The sequence below is a fragment of the Methylocystis heyeri genome, assembly GCF_004802635.2.
Classification (GTDB): Bacteria; Pseudomonadota; Alphaproteobacteria; order Rhizobiales; family Beijerinckiaceae; genus Methylocystis; species Methylocystis heyeri.
On the sequence record NZ_CP046052.1, the window covers coordinates 965,672 to 984,227 of the forward strand.

Here is an 18,556-nt window from a genome sequence, read left to right on the forward strand (position 1 = left end):
CTCGGCTACCAATCCTAATGCCCGATCGGTTGCACGGCGCCGGGCATGGCGGCTTGCACGCCGGCCGAGGCCGTGTTCGGAGTCGTGCCGCTGATGAGATTGGCGGTATAGCCGAACATTGGTTGAAGATAGCTACTCGGGTTACCCTGGATCGATATGCTCCCCATCAAACACCAATACTGGCCGGGGTCTCGAGGTTTCACTGTAAATCCGCCTGGAATCGCGCTTTGGAAAGTCTGGCCCGGCTTGGCGTCAAAACGTCCGATTGGGGCGATTCCTGCGCGTCCGTAACAATTCTGGGCGGCGCCGTAAATGATGTAGAGCGTCAAGGTGGCGGTTGCGCCGTTGGTTTGGTCGGGCGGATTGTACCACGAAAATGTGGTCAGCACTATTGTGGAGGAGCTGGGTCCGATCAGTGACTGACCATTGCCCGGAGTTAGATCCATTGCGTTGGAGAAACTGTTCGGCGGCGGCGCGGCGGGCGGGTAGACGACGCCGGGGGCCGCGGTTTGGGCGGCGGCGCCTGGAATGACGAAACCCGACGTCGCTAGAAGCGAGAAGGCGCTGGCGAGCAGGCGCGTGCGGCGGTGTTTCATTTCAACTCTCCCAAAAATACCAAAAATCTATTGCGCGGAGGAGACGGTCGCCGGCTCGTGCGCGATACATACGCAAAGGAAGCAGCGGCCGCCTCTCGTTCGGCTTATGCTAATGCGCGACCGGGCGAGCGGCGTTGGGCACGATGGCCTGCACCCCGGCCGAGGCCGTGTTCGGAGCCGTGCCGCTTATGAGATTGGCGGTATAGCCGAACATTGGTTGAAGATAGCTACTCGGGTTACCCTGGATCGATATGCTCCCCATCAAACACCAATACTGGCCGGGGGCTTGAGGTTTCAGTGTAAATCCGCCTGGAATCGCGCTTTGGAAAGTCTGGCTTGGCTTGGCGCCAAAACGTCCGATTGGGGCGAAGCCTGCGAGTCCGCCACAACTCTGAGTATCGCTGTAAATGATGAAGAGCGTCAAGGTGGCGGTCGCGCCGTTGGTTTGGTCGGACGGATTCTGCCACGAAAATGTGGTCAGAACTATCGTGGAGGAGCTGGGTCCGATCAGTGACTGAAAATTGCCCGCGGCCAGATCCATTGCGTTGGAGAAACTGTTCGGCGCCGCGGCGGGCGGGTAGACGAGGCCGGGGCCGGCCGTTTGGGCGGCGGCGCCGGATAGGCCGAAACCCGACATCGCCGAAATTGCATAGGCGCAGGCCAGAAGACAGACGCGGCGATGTTTCATTTGAAAGCCCCCAAATATGGCAAAAACTATGGCGGCGAGGTTAGTGTTTGGCCGCGCTGCCGGCAAGCCCGGCATTTCCGGTTTCAGGACTTAGCGCGGGTTCGCGCGAAGCGGATGCCGGTTCGCGTGAAGAAAATGCGATCAGACAAGGAAACTGGAGTCTTGCCGGTTCAATCCAAACGGGAAAGACTCCAGCCGACCGGGCCATCGCCGTCCTTCGGCTTCATGGCTGATGCGCTATCGGAGGAACAGCGCCGGGCAGCGCTTGCACGCCGGCGGTGGCCGTGTGCGGTACCGCGCCGCTGATGAGATTGGCGGTATAGCCGAACGTAGGAACGTAATAGCTGCTTGGGTTGCCCTGGATCGCTAGGTACCCTACCAAACACCAGTACTGGCCGGGGGCTGGCGGCTTCAACGTAACTCCGCCGGCAACGGCGCTCTGGTAGGTCTGACCCGGCTTTGACTCGAAGCGTCCAAGCCAGGTGCTTCCAGCGCTTGTGCTGCAATCGTTGGCGGTGCTGTAGTTGACATAAAGCAGCAAGCCCGCCGACGCGCCATTGTCGTACCAATTATCGAATGAGAAAGAAGTCAGCACCACGGTGGAGGAACTGGGCCCGATCAGCGTCAGCGCGTTGCCCGCAGTAATATAAAGCGTGTTGAAAAAGCTGTTCGGCGCCGTGGCGGGCGGGTAGACGAGGCCTGGGCCCGCGGTCTGGGCCGAAGCGCCGGGAAGGCCAAACCCTGAGGCGGCCAGAAGCGAGAATGCGCAGGCACGCAGACGCGCGCGGCGATGTTTCATATCAGCTCTCCTGAAAATAAGATTTCATAGCGGTGAAATCAGCCTTCGGCTTCTCGTCGCAGGCTGCGCGCGATCGCTCGGCTTATGGCAGATGCCCGATCGGGGGCACGGCGCCGGACACGGCTTGCACGCCGGCCGAAACCGTGCTGGGGACTGTGCCGCTGATGAGATTTGCGGTGTAGGCGATCATCGTCAAGTAATAGGAGGTCGGGTTGCCCTGGATCGACACATCGCCCATCAGGCACCAATACTGGCCGGGCGCTGGAGGCTTAAGGGTAAATCCGCCTGGATATGTGCTTTGGAAACTCTGGCCGGCTTTGGTTTCGAACCATCCCAACGCTGAGCCGCCGGCGTTTCCGCTGCAATCCTTGGTGGTGCTGTAGCGGACATAAAGGCTCAGCAGAGCCCCGGCGCCGTTGGTTTGATCGTAGTAATTCGCGAATGTGGCGGTGGTCAGCGCCACAGTCGAGGAATTGGCCCCGATGAACGTCAGTCCGCCGCCCGCCATTGCATAATAGCCGTTGCCGAAGCTGTTCGGCGCCGTGGCGGGCGGATAGCCGAGGCCGGGGCTCGCGGTCTGGGCTGCAGCGCCGGAAAGGCCGAGCCCCGATGCCGCCAGAAGCGAGAAGGCGCACGCCAGCAGACGCGCGCGGCGATTTTTCATTTCAACTCTCCCAAAAACACCCAAAATCTATTGCCGGACATTAGTCTTGGGCTGCGCCGTCGGCAATGCGGCAATTTCGTTGCGCGTTAATATTGCAACTGCGAAAGGCATTGCTTATGATATAAGCACGATGAATTATGCCAAATCCTTAGGCGAGAATGACGCGGCGATCCGCGTCGGAGGCCTTGCGCTGCATGGCCGCGCCTTTCTCGCGCCGATGGCGGGCGTGACCGACTCGGCAATGCGCTGCATCGCCGAGCGCTTCGGCGCCGCCGCTACGGTCAGCGAGATGATAACCGCCGCCGGCGTCGCGCGCGACGACAAGGAGACGCGGCTGCGCCTTTCAGGCGAGGGCTCCCGCCTGCGTATCGTGCAGATCGCGGCGCGAGACCCCGAGGGGATCGCCCTCGCGGCTCGAAAGGCCGCCGACAGCGGCGCACAGTGGATCGACATCAATATGGGCTGTCCCTGCAAAAGGGTGACCGGCGGTCTCGCCGGTTCGGCTCTGATGCGAGATCTGGACCATGCCTCGCGGCTGATCGCCGCCGCAGTCGCGGCGGTGAAGGCCCCGGTGAGCGTGAAGATGCGGCTGGGCTGGGACGATTCCTCCCGCAACGCCCCCGAACTCGCGCTGAGAGCGCAGGCGGAAGGGGCGGCGCTGGTGACGGTTCACGGCCGCACCCGGCAGCAGTTCTACAAGGGCCAGGCCGATTGGGAGGCGATCTCCGCCGTCAAGCGGGCGGTCGGCATACCGGTCGTCGCCAATGGCGATTGCGACAGCCCGGGAGCGGCCAAGGAAATGCTTCGCCTTTCCGGAGCCGACGCGGTGATGGTCGGGCGCGCCGCGGTGGGCCGGCCCTGGCTGATCGGCGACATTTCCCATTATCTTGCTACGGGCCGGCTGCGTCCGCAGCCTTCGCTCAGGCAGCGGGGCGAGCTCGCGCTCGAACATCTCGACAGCCTGCTGGGCGCGATGGGGAAGGTCGCCGGCCTCCGCCACGCCCGCAAGCATCTTTCCGCCTATGCCGAGCACGCCGGCCTTTCCGCCGGGTCGGATCTGCGCAGGGCCGTTCTCACCTCCGAGGAGCCGCAGGAAGCGCGGCGTCTCATCCATCAGCTTTTCGAAAATCCCGAATGCGAGGCAGCCGCATGACACAGCCGGGCCACGTCAAAATCTTTCCTCGCATCAAGACGCCCTTGCCGGTGCTGGGCTCGGACGACAACCGTTCCTGCATCCTGGAGACCCTGCCGCAGGCGATCCTCGCCGTCGACCGCAACGGAGAGATCGCGGACGCCAACGCCGCGGCGGAGGCTTTCTTCGAAATCGGCAAATCATTGCTCGTCGGCCAGAAGCTCAAACGGCTGCTGCCTTTCGGCTCGGCGCTTCTGGCGCTGATCGATCAGGTGCGGGAGCGCGCCGGGCCCATCAATGAATATAAGGTCGACCTCGGCCGGCCGGGGCCGGGCGGCGATCGCCGCGTGGATGTGCATTGCGCTCCGCTGGCCAATACCGACGGCGGCGTCCTGATTGTGCTGCAAGAACGTACAATTGCCGATAAAATAGACAGACAACTGACGCATCGGGGCGCCGCGCGCTCGGTTTCCGGGCTGGCGTCCATGCTCGCGCATGAAATCAAGAACCCTCTGTCCGGAATTCGCGGCGCCGCACAATTGCTGGAAGCCGGGCTGGGCGACGAGGATCGCGCTTTGACGCGGCTGATCTGCGAGGAAACCGACCGCATCGTCCGCCTGGTGGACCGGATGGAGGTCTTTTCCGATCAACGGCCGTTGAAGCGCGAGAAAATCAATATTCACACGGTGCTGGACCATGTGCGGCAGGTCGCGCGCAGCGGCTTCGCCCGTCATATTCGCTTCGTCGAAACCTACGATCCTTCGCTTCCGCCGGTCGCCGGCAACAGGGACCAGCTGATCCAGGTTTTCCTGAACCTCGTCAAAAACGCCGCTGAAGCGATCGGCGACGCCGTCGACGGCGAGATAGAGCTGTCGACCGCTTTTCGCCCCGGCGTCAGCCTGAGGCCGCACGGCTCGGACCGTCCCATCGGCCTCCCGCTCGAATTCAGGGTTCGCGACAACGGCCCCGGCGTGCCCGAGGACATCGCGAGCCATTTGTTCGAACCCTTTGTCACAACCAAGTCTTCTGGAACTGGCCTCGGACTTGCACTTGTGGCGAAGATCGTAAATGACCACGGCGGCGTCATCGAATGCGAATCCCACCCGAGAAGAACTACCTTTCGAATATTGATGCCCACCTATCGTTAGAATCCGAGCGTTCCGAGGTCCCGAATATCGCAGTCGCTTTCGGAACATCGGCGCAAACCGTTCTGGAAAGGCGGATGAGCTTTAAGGGTTGGAGACGACGCCCATGACTCGCGGCGAAATTCTGGTTGCCGACGACGACGCCGCAATTCGCACGGTGGTCGCTCAGGCGCTTTCCCGCGCCGGCTATGAGGTGCGCACCACCGGCACGGCGGCGACGCTCTGGCGCTGGGTGCAGTCGGGCGAGGGCGATCTGGTCGTCACCGACGTCGTGATGCCGGACGAAAACGCCTTCGAGCTGCTTCCCCGCATCAAGAAGCTGCGGCCCGAGCTGCCGATCATCGTCATGAGCGCGCAGAACACCTTCATGACAGCGATCCGGGCCTCGGAGCGGGGCGCCTACGACTATCTGCCCAAACCCTTCGACCTGAAGGAGCTGGTGGGAATCGTCGGCCGCGCCATGTCGGAGCCGCGCAAGGGCGCCGAAGGCCCTCCGCCCGAGGAGATGGAGGGGATGCCGCTGGTCGGGCGGTCTCCCGCCATGCAGGAGATTTATCGGTCGCTGGCGCGCCTGATGCAGACCGATCTCACGGTCCTGATCAACGGCGAGTCCGGCACCGGCAAGGAGCTGGTGGCGAGAGCGCTGCACGACTACGGCAAGCGCAAGAAAGGCCCCTTCGTCGCCATCAACATGGCGGCGATCCCCCGCGATCTCATCGAAAGCGAGCTGTTCGGCCATGAGAAAGGCGCCTTCACCGGCGCCGCCCAGCGTTCGGCCGGAAGGTTCGAGCAGGCCGAGGGCGGCACGCTGTTCCTCGACGAAATCGGCGATATGCCGATGGAGGCGCAGACCCGCCTGCTGCGCGTGCTGCAGCAGGGCGAATATACGACGGTCGGCGGGCGCATGCCGATCAAGACCAATGTGCGCATCGTCGCGGCGACCAACAAGGACCTGCGCACCCTGATCGCCCAGGGCCTGTTCCGGGAGGATCTCTATTTCCGGCTCAACGTGGTGCCGCTGCGCCTGCCGCCGCTGCGCGAGCGCGCCGAGGACATTCCCGATCTCGTCAATCACTTCTTCAAGGTCGCGGTCAGCGAGGGATTGCCGCAGAAATACATCGAGCAGGCCGCGCTCGACCGCATGAAGCGCTATCGCTGGCCCGGCAACATCAGGGAGCTCGAGAATCTGATCCGCCGGCTGACGGCGCTCCATCCGCAGGAGGTCGTGACCGAGCAGCTGATCGAAAGCGAACTCGACCAGGACACCAGCTCCCGGCTCCTCGCCGATAGAATGCCGTTGGGCGCGGCTGCGCCGGCGTCGGCGCCCGCGGGGGCGCAAACCCGCGAACTCGACAATGGGCTGACCTTGTCGGGCTCGGTGGAACAGCATCTCGCCAAGCTGTTTCGCGATTTCGGCGATCAGCTGCCGCCGCCCGGGCTCTATCACCGCATCATCCGGGAAATCGAGATCCCGCTGATTTCGGCGGCGCTCGCGGCCACGCGCGGCAATCAGATCAAGGCGGCCGAGCTGCTCGGCCTCAATCGCAACACGCTGCGCAAGAAGGTCAACGACCTCGACATCAGGCTGATGCGCTCGCCGCGTTGAGTGGATTTCGTCGAGAGCGCGGCGCCGCTGCGGCCCAAGACCTGTGATTGCGGGCCTTGGGCGGCCGGCTTATACAGGCTTATGCTCAGTTCCGGAGAACAGGCCGGCGCCGCGCCGCGCAAGAGACGATCTTTCAGGCCCTGGCTCGGTCCGATCGTCGTCGTCGTCGCCGTCGCCTGCGCGCTGGCGACATTCCTCGTCATGGCCGAGTTCGGCCCCCTGACGCCCAACGGCGATACGCTTTTCGCCCTTTACATCGTCGACGGCGCGGCGCTGGTCATCCTCGCCGCCATGGTGTTCGGCCAGTCCTGGACCCTCTTCAAGGCCTGGCGGGCCGGAGAAGCGGCCGCCCGGCTGCATGTGCGCACGGTGGGCTTTTTTTCCGTCGTCGCGCTGGCGCCGGCGCTGATTTTGGCGGTGGTCGGCTCGGTGAGCCTGGATCGCGCGCTGAACCCGGCGATCATGGCCAATCTGAAGGGTTTCGTCCACAACACCGCGGAAGCTGCGAGGGTTTTTCGAGAGACCCAATGCGGCGCGCTGTTGCAGGAGGCGCAGCTCACCGCCTCCGATCTCGACGACGCGAGCGGTCTTTTCATCGTCGACCGCGTCAGGTTTCACCAATATTTCGCCAAACGGGCGAGGTTTCTGGGGTTTTCGGCGGCGGCGCTGGTGAAGCCGACGGGAGAAATCCTGGACCGGGTGAATATCGCCGGCGCCGCCTCCTCAATCATCATCGCGCCGCCGCAGACCGAATTCGACAACGCCCGACGCGGCGAGCGGCTGTGCCTGCTGATCGACGACGACAAGACCTTCGTCGCGATCCGATCCCTGAACTCCTTTCCGGACACCTTCCTTTACGTCACGCGGGCGATCGATCCCTTCGCGGTGGAGTTTCCGCAACAGGCGGAAATTCTCATCAATAATTATGACGCCTTCGAAGCTTTCGGAGCCCGGGTCAAGCGCGCCTTCGTGACGATGTATGCGCTGCTGACGACGATGATGCTGCTCGCGTCGGTCTGGGTCGGGTTGGATTTCGCCAACCGTCTGGTCGCGCCGATCCGCACGCTGATCGCGGCGACCGATCAGGTTTCCGCGGGCAATCTGAACGTGCAGGTCGACGTCGACCGCTCTCACGGCGAAATGGCGCGCCTCGGCGACGTCTTCAACAAGATGACCACCGAGCTGAATCTCCAGCAGAGCAGGCTCCTCGAGGCCAACCGCATCAACGACGAGCGTCGTGAATTCACCGAGGCCGTGCTCGCGGGCGTTCCGGCCGCGGTTCTGGGCGTCGGCTCGGATGGGGCGATAAACGTCGTCAACCGTTCTGCCGAAGAACTGTTGCGGCGGGACGGAAAGAGGGCCGGGGGCGTCGTCGGCGCGCGCGCCCAGGAGGCGATGCCGGAGATAATCCCGCTTCTGAAGGACGCTTCGGAAGTGTTTCCTCGGGCGATTCAGAGCCAGCTGACGATCAAACGCGGAGTCAGCGAGCGGACCTATAACATTCGCGTAACCTCGGCGCGAGGCGTGGAGCGCGAGCTCAACTTCGTCGTCACGCTGGACGACATCACCGATCTCGTGGCGGCGCAGCGCAGTTCCGCCTGGGCCGACGTCGCGCGGCGCATCGCCCATGAGATCAAGAATCCGCTGACCCCGATCCAGCTTTCGGCCGAACGGCTGAAACGAAAATACGGCAAGCTGATCGTCCAGGATCGCGATATTTTCGATCAATGCACCGACACCATCGTGCGTCAGGTCGACGACATCAAACGCATGGTCGACGAATTCTCCTCCTTCGCCCGGATGCCCAAAGCGCGGCTCGTTTCCGACGATCTTTGCGAATGCGTCCGGCAGATCGCCTTTCTCATGCGGGTCGGCAACGCCGACATCGAGATCGTCGAAGATATGCCGAAAGCGGGCTTCAAGGCGCTGTTCGATCGGCGGCTGCTGTCGCAGGCGCTACAGAATATCGTGAAGAACGCGATCGAGGGCATAGCCGCCTGGAACGAAATGCAGCAAAGTGAGGGCGGCCAGATCGAAAAGGGAGTGGTGCGCATTTCACTGCGCCAGCACGAAGGCATGGCGCAGCTCGATGTAATCGACAACGGCAAAGGTTTTCCTTCGGTCAACCGGCAACGCCTTTTGGAGCCTTATATGACGACGCGGGCGGAGGGCACCGGCCTCGGCCTGCCGATTGTCGCCAAAATCATAGAGGATCATGGAGGGCGGCTGGAGCTGCTGGACGCGCCGGAGGGCAGGGGCGCCTGCGTGCGGTTGATGATTCCCGCCACGGACAAGCAGGCGGCCCCGGCCGCCGCCGAGGCGATGGCGGCCGAGAGCGAAAAGAGCGGGGTGTAATGGCGAGCGACATTCTCATCGTCGATGACGAAGAAGACATCCGGGAGCTGGTGGCCGGCATCTTGAGCGACGAGGGTCACGGGACCCGAATCGCGAAGGACGCCGACGAGGCCCTCGCAGCCATAGCCGCTCGCCGACCGCATCTGGTTTTTCTCGATATCTGGCTGCAGGGCTCGCGGCTCGACGGACTGCAGGTTCTGGAGGCGATCCAGAAACAGCACTCGAGCCTGCCGGTGGTCATGATTTCCGGCCATGGCAACATCGAGACCGCGGTCACCGCCATCCGCATGGGCGCCTATGATTTTATCGAAAAGCCTTTCAAGGCGGACCGGCTGGTGCTCGTCGCGGAGCGCGCGCTGGAGGCGTTTCAGCTTCGCAGGGAGCTTTCGGCCCTGCGCCAGCGCGCCGGCGCTCAGGACCGGATCATCGGCAGCTCGCTGTCCGCGCATCAATTGCAGCAGATGATCGCCAAGGTGGCGCCGGTCAATTCGCGCGTCCTGATCACCGGCTCGCCCGGAGTCGGCAAGGAGCTTACGGCGCGCTGCATTCACGAATCCTCCGCGCGCGCGGGAGCGCCTTTCGTGGTGATCAACGCCGCGACCATCACGCCCGAAACCATGGAAATGGAGCTTTTCGGGCTCGAGGGCGCCAATGGCGTACAGAAGATCGGGGCGCTGGAGGAGGCGCACGGCGGCACGCTGTTTCTCGACGAAATCGCGGACATGCCGAGGGATACGCAGGCCAAGTTCCTGCGCCTGCTGGTCGATCAGAGCTTCCAGCGCGTGGGAGGAACGCAGCGCGTGGAAGTCGATGTCCGCATCATTTCCTCCTCGGCGCGCGACCTCGGCTTCGCGGTCGAGGAGGGGACGCTGCGCGAGGATCTGTTCCACCGTCTCGCCGTCGTGCCGCTTCGCGTTCCCTCTCTGGCCGAGAGGCGCGAGGACATCCCCGAGCTGATCCAGTATTTCATGGAGAGCATGTCGGCGGCCTCGGGCATGCCCCGCCGCAGAATCAGCGAAGACGCTCTGGCAGTGCTGCAATTGCACGACTGGCCCGGCAACATCCGCCAGCTCCGCAACAATGTGGAAAGGCTGATGATTCTGACGTCGGGCGACCCGACCGCGGAGATCACCGCGGAAATGCTGCCGCCGGACGTGGGCGAGCTGGTGCCGTCGACTCCGGCCGGCGTGCGCGGCGAAAAGCTGATGAGCCTGCCCCTGCGCGAGGCCCGGGAAGTTTTCGAGCGGGAATATCTGATCGCCCAGCTCAATCGTTTTTCCGGCAATATTTCGCGAACCGCGGAGTTCATCGGAATGGAGCGCTCCGCTCTGCACAGGAAGCTGAAATCCCTGTCCATAGAATGATCGCGCCGGCTCGATGAGGTGAAGCGCATTCGGCTTGTGTACTGCGGCTTTCGCGTGGTTTTCGGCGCCCCGGCTCAGTCGGGCCGCTTCAAGACCCAAAGGCCGATCGGCGCAAGGATGAACTCCATCGCCGCATAGAGAAGCAGCAGCGGCGCGGGCCGTCCGTCCGCGGCGAAGCTGATGAGGCGCCCGGAGGCGAGGCCCGCACAGAAGATGACCGTCGACAGCACGGCGGCGTCGCGATAGCGGTCATGGAACGCCGCATAGAGCCAGAACAGGCCGAAGGCCAGATAAAGGCCCATCACGGCCCGCAGGATATGCGCGAGGCTGACGTCGAGATCCGGAACATCGAGAAAAGTCCTGGCGAACCAATGCGGCGAAAGGCCGTAGAGCGTTGCGATGATCGCAACGGCTGCAAAGGCGAACGCCAGATAGAGTTTTTTGATTTGCATGGCGCTTTCCAATTTCGAGGCTCCGCCGCGGCCCTTGAGCCCCAAAGGGTCGAGACCGCGGCCGAGCTAGCCCTGCTATTTGTCGCCGGCTCCCCCGCGTTCAATTCGGCAAACGGGGGCGTCGGATGTATTGGAGGCAGTTCCGCCGGCTGACGCTTTGCTTGGGCGCAGCGCTCATGATGGCGCATTCCGCCCAGGCCGCTCCGTCGCAGAGCAGGAAGCCGAACATTCCCGTCATCTGGGGCGACGACATCGGCCAATTCAACGTCAGAGCCTGGCGCGGGATGTCGTTCTCGCCAGCGATGGCCTTTCGGTTTCCCTGCCGGCGCTACTCGAAAACGAGCTGAAAAGGCGCCATTGCGTGATTTTGCCGATCGACCCGCCGTGGATTCGATTGAATTATGGTTTCGTCTGGAAGCGGGGCCGCACCCATTCACCTGCGGCCGAGGCCCTGATGGGACATATTCTGGCGGTCGAAGAGGAGACGCCGGCCTGAGGCGCATCCCCGCGATCGACACGGTTTTTTGAGAGATAGAATTTGCGGATTCCAAACAGCCTTTAGAAATTAGATCCCTTTATGGAGGAAATATGGCGACTCGCCCTTGGCGCTGAGCTCAAGCGCATTGTAGGATCGCCTTTGTCTAGAGTGTTTTTCTATGGAGAGTCGAATGAAAAGGCTGCTCATTGGCCTGAGCTTCTTTGCGGGGGCCATCGCGCCATCGCTGAGCCAAGCGCAGGTCATGATCGAGATGAATGAAGTCACCTGCGATCAATTCCTGAAAATGCCGCCCGATCAGGAGGCTAAATTCGCCGCCTGGATGAGCGGCTACTACAACCAGAAAACGAACTCGACCGTCGTCGATCTCGACGGTCTCGTCAAGAACATCGAAAACGTCAAGACCTGGTGCGCGTCGAACCCCAAGGATTCCGTCATGGCGGGACTGCAGCGCGCAGTCGACAAGATGAAATAAGGATCGAGGGGAAAAATGCGCAAGATTATCGCTATCGCCATCGTCGCGACCGCTTTTTCGGCCCTGCCTACCCAGGCGCAGGTTTCCGTAGATATGTCGCTGATCTCCTGTAAGCAGTTCCTGGACGCCCCGCCCGACAGGCAGGCGCTCATCGCGAACTGGATGCGCGGCTATTTTTCGGCCACCAAGAATTTCACCACCATCGACATGCGCTATGAGAAGAGGAACACCGAAAAGGTCCTCGGCTTCTGCAAGCGCGGCAAGAACAAGAACGAAACGCTTTTCAAGGCTATCGAAAAGCTCGCCAAATAGGCGGTTCGTTTTGCGGTCGATTCCGCGCGCGAGAGGGACTTTGCGTGCCTCTCGCGCGCACACGCGTCGTTTTGCCCGCAAGGAAAGATTTAAGACCTTCTTGCGCCTCGCCAGCGCTCGCGCTCTAATGCTAAATTATCGCCTGGAATCGAGACAACGAACTCGAGACGACGCCGTTGGCGCGTTCAACAACAAGAACAGGATAGCCGATGTCGGAGCGCGCGCAGAACCTGCAAGACACTTTTCTGAATTTTGTTAGGAAAAACAAAGTTCCCCTCACGATTTTCCTCGTCAACGGGGTCAAGCTTCAAGGAATTGTCACCTGGTTCGACAACTTCTGCCTCCTGCTTCGGCGGGACGGTCACTCGCAGCTCGTCTACAAACACGCCATCTCCACCATAATGCCGGCGCACCCGATCCATATGTTCGAACCCGGCGAAGACGGCGAAGGCGCGGCGGAGAAGCGTTGAGCCTTCACGATTGCGCATGCCAGCCTTATGTTAAGTGCTTCCGGCGCGGGGCCCAAGAATCGCCCGCAGATGCGCCGGCTGCAACGGAAAGGCTGGGGAAGGGGTGAACGAAGTAAAATCAGCGGGCTTGATGCTCCCCACGGAAGGCGAGGGGAGCAAGACGCGGGCGCTCGTCATAGGACCCTATCCCACGCGGCCGCCCAAGGAAGCCTCCGTTCGTGATCCCAAGGCCCGGCTGGCCGAGGCCGCGGGTCTCGCCCTCGCCATCGATCTCGACATCCGCGGGGAGATCCTCGTCAGCCTCAATGAGGTGCGCCCGGCCACCTTCATCGGCAAGGGCAAGGTCGAGGAAATCGCCGAACTGGTCAAATCCGCCGAGATCGACCTCGTCACGATGGATTGTCCGCTGTCACCGGTCCAGCAACGCAATCTGGAGAAGGCCTGGGACACCAAGGTCATCGACCGGACCGGACTGATTCTCGAGATCTTCGGACGGCGCGCCCGCACCAAGGAAGGCGCGCTGCAGGTGGAGCTCGCTCACCTCGAATACCAAAAGTCCCGCCTCGTGCGCAGCTGGACCCATCTCGAGCGCCAGCGCGGCGGCTTCGGCTTTCTCGGCGGCCCGGGCGAAACCCAGATCGAGACCGACCGCCGCCTGATCGAGGAGCGCATGCGGCGCATCGAGCACGATCTCGACAAGGTCAAGCGCACCCGAGGATTGCATCGCAAGGTCCGGCGGGACGTTCCCTATCCGGTCGTCGCCCTGGTCGGCTACACCAACGCCGGCAAATCGACCCTCTTCAACCGCCTGACCAACGCCGGGGTGTTCGCCGAAAATCTGCTGTTTGCGACGCTGGACCCCACGTTGCGCCAGATCAAGCTGCCGCACGGGGCCAAGGCGCTGCTCTCGGACACGGTGGGGTTCATCTCGGACCTGCCCACAATGCTGATTTCCGCTTTTCGCGCCACGCTGGAGGAAGTCACCCAGGCGGAGGTGATCCTGCATGTTCGCGACATCTCCCATGAGGATTGGGAGGCCCAGGGCAGGGATGTGGAGGCGATACTGGAAGAGCTCGGCCTCACCGGCGAGAACCGCAAGCCGACGATCGAGGTCTGGAACAAGATCGACGCCGTCGATCCGGCGCGTCTGGAAAGCCTGCGCCTGTCGGCGCGGCGCGAGCCGGGCGCGGAACGCCCGGCGTTGGTTTCAGCCCTGACCGGAGAGGGGCTGGAAGCCCTGCTGGAGCGGGTGGAAAATCTGCTGGCCGGCGGCCGCGTGACCCTCGCCTTGACGCTAAACCGGGCCGATGGCGAGGGCTTGGCCTGGACCTACGCCCATGCCGAGGTGCTGAGCCGGGAGCCGACGCCGGAAGGGGATTTGAAGCTGCTGGTTCGTGTGGCGCCCGAGCGCTACGGCGAACTCGCCCGGCGCTTTCCCGCCGCGACCGTCGCCGTGTGAAGGCCCGAGGGATTCAGGCGGAACGCCTGAATCCGGTGGGCGGCGTGGATTCAGCCGACCCATTTGGGCAGCATTCGCTTCAGCGTATCGTCCTTGAGCCGGAAATGATGGCCGAGAGCCGCGCCGGCGTGCAGGACGGCGAGCAATATCAGCCCGTTCGCGAGCCACTCGTGAACTTCCATCAATTTGTGCCCGAACTCCTTGTCCTTGACCCATGGGGAGGGGATCGCCCCCAATCCGAAAAGCGGCAAGGGCTTGCCATGCGCAAAAACCGTGAGCACGCCCACGATGGGGATGGCGAGAAGCAACAGGTAAAGCAGCGACTGGGTCAGGGCGGAGACGCGGTCGGCCCAGACGCTGGCCGAATGCGCCTCCTTGGCGGGCGGCGGCGAAACGAAGCGCCACAGCACCCGCAGCAGCAGCAGGATCAAAACGACCTGGCCCGCCGTAATATGCGCCAGGCCTGCGAGGCTGCGGGGCTCTCCCGCGGGGAATTTGCCGTGCAATTGGCCCAGAAGCCAGGCGAGGCCGATCAGCAGGGCTGAGAGCCAATGAAACAATTGCGCCGGGGCGCTGTATCTTTCCGATGTCTGTGATGCGGTCATGGTTTGGCCTCCTTATTTCGACGGCGAATGTTTTTGTTTTTCAAATCGCTTGGCCTCGACCCACAGCGCTTCCATTTCGTCGAGCGTCGCTTCCCCGGGCGTTCGGCCGGCGCCGGCGAGGCTCGTCTCGATGTGGCGAAATCTCCGCTCGAACTTGGCGTTGGCGCCGCGCAAGGCCTGTTCGGGGTCGACATTCGCGTGCCGGGCGAGATTTACGACGACGAAGAGCAGATCGCCGATCTCCTCTCCGAGCGCCGCTGACGGCTCCGAACCGGGTTGCGCCGGAAGCTCCGCTTCGACCTCAGCGGTCTCTTCGCGCAGCTTTTCCAGCACGAGCCGGGCGTCGGCCCAATCGAACCCGACCTTGGCCGCTTTTTGCTGCAACTTTATGGCGCGGGTCAGCGCAGGGAGCGGGAGAGGGACGCCGGCCAGGGTTGCGCTTTCGGCGAGGGCGCTCTCGTCCCGGGCCGCTCTCCGCTCGGCGCGCCGGGCTTTCTCTATTTCTTTGATCTCGCTCCACTTGGCCGCCACTCCCTCGGAAGTGAGGGCCTCTCCTGTCGCGAAGACGTGAGGATGCCGGCGCACCAGCTTTTCGCAAATCGCGTCGGCCACGTCCTTGAAATCGAACAGGCCGGCCTCCTGGGCCATGCGGGCGTGAAAGGCCACCTGAAGCAGCAGGTCGCCCAATTCATCCTTGAGATCTTCCATGTCGCCGCGCTCGATCGCGTCGACCACTTCATAGGCTTCCTCGATCGTGTAGGGCGCTATGGAGGAGAAGTCCTGCTCCAGATCCCAGGGGCAGCCGGTTCCCGGCGTGCGAAGGGCGGCCATGATTTCTATCAGGCGGCTTGTGCTCATGGAGGCGTCCATTGCCGGCGGCGCAGCGTCACATAAAAAACGCCGCGAAACCTCGAAGGCGTCGCGGCGTCGGATGTCGCGCTGGCGCGGATCAGTCGAGCGTGATCGAGACCGCTTCGCGGCCTTTTTGCGTATCGACCACCTGCATCGTGACCGGCTGGCCCTCGGCGAGGCGGTTCACGCCGGAAGGCGACAGGATGGAGATATGGACGAACACGTCCTTGCCCCCGTCGTTGGACTGCACGAAACCATAGCCTTTGGTCTCGTCGAACCATTTCACCTTACCGGCCACCGTCACGGCGGTGGAGAGGTCGGGCGTCTGACGACGCGGAGGACGCGGGCTGTCGTAACCGCCGCCGCCGAAGCCGCCGCCACCACCACCACCACCGAAGCCGCCACCGCCGAAGCCGCCGCCGCGCGGAGCAGGCGCACGTTCCTGGGCTCCCGAAAGATCGACCTCAAGCACGCGAGAGACCTGCTGGCCTTTCACGGAATTGCTAACCTGAACCTTCAGCTTGGCGCCGGGAGGCAGGGTTTCGTAACCGGCGGATTGCACGGCCCCGATATGAAGAAACGCGTCGCCGGTGCCGTTGGCGAGCTCGACGAAGCCAAAACCCTTGTCGGACTTGAACCACTTGACGACCGCGTCGACCGCCGGCTCCGAGGACATCGGGGGCGGGAGATCAGGGAAGCCGCCTCCGCCGCCGAAAGCGCTTCGCGGCTGCCGGCTCTGTCGCTGGGAATCGTAATTATAGGGGCCGTCGTCGTCGAAGCCACGTTTCCTAGGCCCCCGGAAATCCTTACCTTTGCTCATGTCTACCTGCTCGTCTCCGCCAAAAACGGCAAGACCGCTATGCCATATGCAATACGCCCAAGCGTAAACCTTTCGGCTCGCGGCGGCGGCCGAAACGGTTTGATGGGGATGTGCCAGTTGGATGTCATATAGTCCCGCGCCCCTATACCTGTATCAGAATCCCGGGCCTGTTGGCCAGCGATTTTCTCGCGAAATATGGCTATTCGCGTTAAAATCGCTCATGCGGCCGGGAGCGCGCGGTGCGCGAATAGCGCCCAAGGCTCAGGAGGTTAGCCTCTCCGGTCATGTTTTCAAGGGCCTATGCGCTCGGCGGGCCGGCTGGGGGAAGCGGCGTTTCCGGCGCGCAGGCGTCCCAAAAAGGCCGCCAAGCTCCGGGCAAATGCAAAGCTTTTCTTTCAAACTCTCGGATACTGTCAGGGCGGTAAGCGTGAGAGTTTCGAGCGTAGGAGTGCAGCGTTGCCCATTTATCGCGCCATTGGCCTCATGTCCGGGACGTCGATGGACGGCGTGGACGCCGCCCTCATCGAAACGGACGGCGAAACGAGCATCGCCTTCGGCCCGACGGCCGCCTTCCCATATTCCGATTCCGATCGCGCCCTGTTGCGCGGAGCGCTCGCCGAGGCCGCGATCCTCGACGACCGCGACGCGCGTCCAGGCGTTCTCGCCGTCGCCGAGCGGATGGTGACCGAAAGGCATGCGGAGGCGGTCGAGGCCCTCATCCGTGAACATGCGATCGACCCGGCGAGCGTCGACATTGTGGGCTTTCACGGCCAGACCGTGCTGCACCGCCCAAAGCAGCGTTTGACCATCCAGATCGGCGACGGACGGGCTCTGGCCTCCCGTCTCGGCGTCGACGTCGTTTACGATTTCCGCGCCGCCGACATCGCCGCGGGCGGGGAGGGAGCGCCCATCGTGCCGGTTTTTCATCGCGCCCTGGTTGTGGCGGGAGGGCTGCGCGGCGAGGTCGCTCTGCTGAACATCGGGGGCGTCGCCAACGTCAGCTATATCTCCGACGGGGCCGAGCCGATCGCCTGCGACACCGGCCCCGGCAACGCCCTCATCGACGATCTGATGCTCCAGCGCACCGGGGCGCCGATCGACCGCCACGGCCATACGGCCGCGCGGGGCCGCGTGAACGAGGCTGCGCTGCTCCGACTTCTAGCTCATCCATTTTTTGAGGAGTCTCCGCCAAAGTCTTTAGACAGAAACACTTTTTCACTTGATATAATACGTAATCTCTCAACTGAGGACGCCGCCGCCACACTGACCGCTTTCACGGCCGCGTCCGTGTTGAGGCTCTTTCCGCATCTGCCCAAAGAACCCCAGCTCCTGATCGTCTGCGGCGGCGGAGCGCGGAATCCGATCCTGGTCCGGGAGCTGGTCATGCGCCTGCCGTGCAAGGTGACGACCGCCGAGGTGGTCGGCTGGTCGTCCGATTTCCTGGAGGCTCAGGCCTTCGGCTTTCTCGCTGCGCGTGTGCTGGAGGGAAAGCCTTTGACTTTTCCCACTACGACAGGCGTATCCGAGCCGACCCCAGGCGGAGTCCTGGCCAGGGCGAATGGTTAATTTTGGGCGCGGTAGAGAAGGCATTCAAGGCGTGCAGAGGATGCGGACGAAGGAAAGCGCGATGAAAAAAGACGGGAGTGATGCTGCATCGCAGCAAGGGGTTTCGATCTCGAAAAGGGGGCTCATCGTCGGCGTTGCCGCTGGGGCCGCTCTCGGGGCGGGAGCGATGCTCGCGGCCCAGATCTGGGTGCGCAAGGACATGGCTGCGCGCCTGTTCAATCCGTTTCAGCTGGGGGATTTCGAACTCGCCGGCGTACCCGGGCTGAAGAGGGCGGACGGTTCGGCGATGCCCGGATTTTCGAGCGCCGACCTCGCCGGGCGCCGGTCGATACTCAATTTCTGGGCGAGCTGGTGTCCGCCCTGCCGCGAGGAACACGCTCTTCTGGTCGATCTCGCGGCGCGCGACATCGCGCCGATCTTCGGCGCCAATGTCAAGGACGAGCCGGAACATGCGCGGGAGTTCCTCTCCCGGCGCGGCAATCCCTATCGCGCCGTGGGCGCCGACAGCCACGCCTATCTGCAGCGGGCCCTGGGGGCGCGCGGCGTGCCGGCCACCTATGTGATCGCGCCCGGACCCGTGGTCGAACTCTCGATCCTCGGCCCTCTGGATCGTGAGGCGATCGAGGAGCGGATCGTCCCCGCTTTGAAGTCCGCCGCATCGAGGGACACGGAGGCGCACTCGCGCAAGGGCTGATGGGCC

21 protein-coding genes are annotated in these 18,556 nt (G+C 63.2%); 13 read left to right on the forward strand and 8 right to left on the reverse strand.

The genetic code is table 11. The annotated features are described in order from the left end of the window. Window positions 1-14 precede the first annotated feature (14 nt). The 4 genes from H2LOC_RS04310 to H2LOC_RS04325 all read right to left on the reverse strand — a co-directional run bounded on the left by H2LOC_RS04310 (window position 15) and on the right by H2LOC_RS04325 (window position 2,747). The gene (locus tag H2LOC_RS04310; RefSeq protein WP_136495264.1) at window positions 15-596 is read right to left on the reverse strand and encodes a hypothetical protein; all 582 of its coding nucleotides are present in this window, start codon (window positions 594-596) and stop codon (window positions 15-17) included. Window positions 597-705: 109 nt separating this feature from the next. Further along, complete coding sequence (locus H2LOC_RS04315) at window positions 706-1,284, reverse strand: hypothetical protein (RefSeq protein ID WP_136495265.1); 579 nt, start codon at window positions 1,282-1,284, stop codon at window positions 706-708. Between the two features lie 223 nt (window positions 1,285-1,507). Further along, window positions 1,508-2,083: a hypothetical protein gene (locus tag H2LOC_RS04320; protein WP_136495266.1), complete on the reverse strand. Its 576-nt coding sequence runs from the start codon at window positions 2,081-2,083 to the stop codon at window positions 1,508-1,510. Window positions 2,084-2,165: 82 nt separating this feature from the next. Continuing rightward, window positions 2,166-2,747, reverse strand: coding sequence for a hypothetical protein (locus tag H2LOC_RS04325; protein WP_136495267.1), 582 nt, complete (start codon window positions 2,745-2,747; stop codon window positions 2,166-2,168). 130 nt (window positions 2,748-2,877) lie between these two features. On the opposite strand from H2LOC_RS04325, the gene dusB reads away from it, so the two are divergent. The 5 genes from dusB to ntrX all read left to right on the forward strand — a co-directional run bounded on the left by dusB (window position 2,878) and on the right by ntrX (window position 10,349). After that, window positions 2,878-3,900 (forward strand): tRNA dihydrouridine synthase DusB, encoded by a 1,023-nt coding sequence (gene dusB / locus H2LOC_RS04330; RefSeq protein ID WP_136495268.1) that lies wholly within the window; start codon window positions 2,878-2,880, stop codon window positions 3,898-3,900. After that, window positions 3,897-5,027 (forward strand): two-component system sensor histidine kinase NtrB, encoded by a 1,131-nt coding sequence (locus H2LOC_RS04335; RefSeq protein WP_136495269.1) that lies wholly within the window; start codon window positions 3,897-3,899, stop codon window positions 5,025-5,027. The genes dusB and H2LOC_RS04335 overlap by 4 nt, the downstream gene beginning before the upstream one ends. Before the next feature lie 103 nt (window positions 5,028-5,130). Further along, window positions 5,131-6,630, forward strand: coding sequence for a nitrogen regulation protein NR(I) (ntrC, locus tag H2LOC_RS04340; protein ID WP_136495270.1), 1,500 nt, complete (start codon window positions 5,131-5,133; stop codon window positions 6,628-6,630). An 81-nt stretch (window positions 6,631-6,711) separates the two neighbouring features. Further along, window positions 6,712-8,985 carry a sensor histidine kinase NtrY-like gene (locus H2LOC_RS04345; RefSeq protein WP_136495271.1) on the forward strand — a complete coding sequence of 758 codons (2,274 nt, stop codon included), beginning with the start codon at window positions 6,712-6,714 and terminating at the stop codon, window positions 8,983-8,985. Further along, window positions 8,985-10,349, forward strand: coding sequence for a nitrogen assimilation response regulator NtrX (gene ntrX / locus H2LOC_RS04350; RefSeq protein WP_136495272.1), 1,365 nt, complete (start codon window positions 8,985-8,987; stop codon window positions 10,347-10,349). The genes H2LOC_RS04345 and ntrX overlap by 1 nt, the downstream gene beginning before the upstream one ends. Before the next feature lie 74 nt (window positions 10,350-10,423). Here the strand turns inward: ntrX and H2LOC_RS04355 are convergent, their stop codons facing one another. Further along, the gene (locus tag H2LOC_RS04355) at window positions 10,424-10,801 is read right to left on the reverse strand and encodes a DUF4345 domain-containing protein (RefSeq protein WP_136495273.1); all 378 of its coding nucleotides are present in this window, start codon (window positions 10,799-10,801) and stop codon (window positions 10,424-10,426) included. Between the two features lie 176 nt (window positions 10,802-10,977). Between H2LOC_RS04355 and H2LOC_RS21680 the strand changes: the two genes are divergently transcribed. The 6 genes from H2LOC_RS21680 (at window position 10,978) to hflX (ending at window position 14,013) form a co-directional block, all read left to right on the forward strand. Continuing rightward, window positions 10,978-11,148 (forward strand): hypothetical protein, encoded by a 171-nt coding sequence (locus H2LOC_RS21680; RefSeq protein ID WP_246207246.1) that lies wholly within the window; start codon window positions 10,978-10,980, stop codon window positions 11,146-11,148. Then, entirely contained in the window at window positions 11,076-11,297 is a 222-nt protein-coding gene (locus tag H2LOC_RS21685) for a LysR substrate-binding domain-containing protein (protein ID WP_425487333.1), read from the forward strand. Before H2LOC_RS21680 ends, H2LOC_RS21685 begins: the two co-directional genes overlap by 73 nt. A 172-nt stretch (window positions 11,298-11,469) precedes the next feature. Further along, entirely contained in the window at window positions 11,470-11,772 is a 303-nt protein-coding gene (locus H2LOC_RS04365; RefSeq protein WP_136495275.1) for an HdeA/HdeB family chaperone, read from the forward strand. Between the two features lie 15 nt (window positions 11,773-11,787). After that, window positions 11,788-12,084 (forward strand): HdeA/HdeB family chaperone, encoded by a 297-nt coding sequence (locus H2LOC_RS04370; RefSeq protein WP_136495276.1) that lies wholly within the window; start codon window positions 11,788-11,790, stop codon window positions 12,082-12,084. Window positions 12,085-12,293: 209 nt separating this feature from the next. After that, complete coding sequence (gene hfq / locus H2LOC_RS04375; protein WP_136495277.1) at window positions 12,294-12,554, forward strand: RNA chaperone Hfq; 261 nt, start codon at window positions 12,294-12,296, stop codon at window positions 12,552-12,554. 130 nt (window positions 12,555-12,684) lie between these two features. Then, a complete protein-coding gene (hflX, locus tag H2LOC_RS04380; RefSeq protein WP_136495278.1) occupies window positions 12,685-14,013 on the forward strand; it encodes a GTPase HflX in 1,329 nt (442 codons plus the stop codon). Between the two features lie 50 nt (window positions 14,014-14,063). Here hflX and H2LOC_RS04385 read toward each other — a convergent pair whose 3' ends face one another. The 3 genes from H2LOC_RS04385 to H2LOC_RS04395 all read right to left on the reverse strand — a co-directional run bounded on the left by H2LOC_RS04385 (window position 14,064) and on the right by H2LOC_RS04395 (window position 16,290). Next, window positions 14,064-14,618: a cytochrome b gene (locus H2LOC_RS04385; RefSeq protein WP_136495279.1), complete on the reverse strand. Its 555-nt coding sequence runs from the start codon at window positions 14,616-14,618 to the stop codon at window positions 14,064-14,066. Window positions 14,619-14,630: 12 nt separating this feature from the next. Further along, window positions 14,631-15,488 carry a nucleoside triphosphate pyrophosphohydrolase gene (gene mazG / locus H2LOC_RS04390; RefSeq protein WP_136495280.1) on the reverse strand — a complete coding sequence of 286 codons (858 nt, stop codon included), beginning with the start codon at window positions 15,486-15,488 and terminating at the stop codon, window positions 14,631-14,633. A gap of 79 nt (window positions 15,489-15,567) precedes the next feature. Continuing rightward, the gene (locus H2LOC_RS04395; protein WP_136495281.1) at window positions 15,568-16,290 is read right to left on the reverse strand and encodes a cold-shock protein; all 723 of its coding nucleotides are present in this window, start codon (window positions 16,288-16,290) and stop codon (window positions 15,568-15,570) included. 456 nt (window positions 16,291-16,746) lie between these two features. Between H2LOC_RS04395 and H2LOC_RS04400 the strand changes: the two genes are divergently transcribed. Next, a complete protein-coding gene (locus tag H2LOC_RS04400) occupies window positions 16,747-17,856 on the forward strand; it encodes an anhydro-N-acetylmuramic acid kinase (protein WP_281350549.1) in 1,110 nt (369 codons plus the stop codon). A 61-nt stretch (window positions 17,857-17,917) separates the two neighbouring features. After that, window positions 17,918-18,550, forward strand: a complete 633-nt coding sequence (locus H2LOC_RS04405; RefSeq protein WP_136495283.1) for a redoxin family protein — start codon at window positions 17,918-17,920, stop codon at window positions 18,548-18,550. Window positions 18,551-18,556 lie beyond the last annotated feature (6 nt).

What these genes read in the sequence shown, in the direction of transcription:
- H2LOC_RS04310 (WP_136495264.1), bottom strand. Translation starts at nt 596, where the DNA reads ATGAAACACCGCCGCACGCGCCTGCTCGCCAGCGCCTTCTCGCTTCTA.
- H2LOC_RS04315 (WP_136495265.1), bottom strand. Translation starts at nt 1,284, where the DNA reads ATGAAACATCGCCGCGTCTGTCTTCTGGCCTGCGCCTATGCAATTTCG.
- H2LOC_RS04320 (WP_136495266.1), bottom strand. Translation starts at nt 2,083, where the DNA reads ATGAAACATCGCCGCGCGCGTCTGCGTGCCTGCGCATTCTCGCTTCTG.
- H2LOC_RS04325 (WP_136495267.1), bottom strand. Translation starts at nt 2,747, where the DNA reads ATGAAAAATCGCCGCGCGCGTCTGCTGGCGTGCGCCTTCTCGCTTCTG.
- dusB (WP_136495268.1), top strand. Translation starts at nt 2,878, where the DNA reads ATGAATTATGCCAAATCCTTAGGCGAGAATGACGCGGCGATCCGCGTC.
- H2LOC_RS04335 (WP_136495269.1), top strand. Translation starts at nt 3,897, where the DNA reads ATGACACAGCCGGGCCACGTCAAAATCTTTCCTCGCATCAAGACGCCC.
- ntrC (WP_136495270.1), top strand. Translation starts at nt 5,131, where the DNA reads ATGACTCGCGGCGAAATTCTGGTTGCCGACGACGACGCCGCAATTCGC.
- H2LOC_RS04345 (WP_136495271.1), top strand. Translation starts at nt 6,712, where the DNA reads ATGCTCAGTTCCGGAGAACAGGCCGGCGCCGCGCCGCGCAAGAGACGA.
- ntrX (WP_136495272.1), top strand. Translation starts at nt 8,985, where the DNA reads ATGGCGAGCGACATTCTCATCGTCGATGACGAAGAAGACATCCGGGAG.
- H2LOC_RS04355 (WP_136495273.1), bottom strand. Translation starts at nt 10,801, where the DNA reads ATGCAAATCAAAAAACTCTATCTGGCGTTCGCCTTTGCAGCCGTTGCG.
- H2LOC_RS21680 (WP_246207246.1), top strand. Translation starts at nt 10,978, where the DNA reads ATGATGGCGCATTCCGCCCAGGCCGCTCCGTCGCAGAGCAGGAAGCCG.
- H2LOC_RS04365 (WP_136495275.1), top strand. Translation starts at nt 11,470, where the DNA reads ATGAAAAGGCTGCTCATTGGCCTGAGCTTCTTTGCGGGGGCCATCGCG.
- H2LOC_RS04370 (WP_136495276.1), top strand. Translation starts at nt 11,788, where the DNA reads ATGCGCAAGATTATCGCTATCGCCATCGTCGCGACCGCTTTTTCGGCC.
- hfq (WP_136495277.1), top strand. Translation starts at nt 12,294, where the DNA reads ATGTCGGAGCGCGCGCAGAACCTGCAAGACACTTTTCTGAATTTTGTT.
- hflX (WP_136495278.1), top strand. Translation starts at nt 12,685, where the DNA reads ATGCTCCCCACGGAAGGCGAGGGGAGCAAGACGCGGGCGCTCGTCATA.
- H2LOC_RS04385 (WP_136495279.1), bottom strand. Translation starts at nt 14,618, where the DNA reads ATGACCGCATCACAGACATCGGAAAGATACAGCGCCCCGGCGCAATTG.
- mazG (WP_136495280.1), bottom strand. Translation starts at nt 15,488, where the DNA reads ATGGACGCCTCCATGAGCACAAGCCGCCTGATAGAAATCATGGCCGCC.
- H2LOC_RS04395 (WP_136495281.1), bottom strand. Translation starts at nt 16,290, where the DNA reads ATGAGCAAAGGTAAGGATTTCCGGGGGCCTAGGAAACGTGGCTTCGAC.
- H2LOC_RS04405 (WP_136495283.1), top strand. Translation starts at nt 17,918, where the DNA reads ATGAAAAAAGACGGGAGTGATGCTGCATCGCAGCAAGGGGTTTCGATC.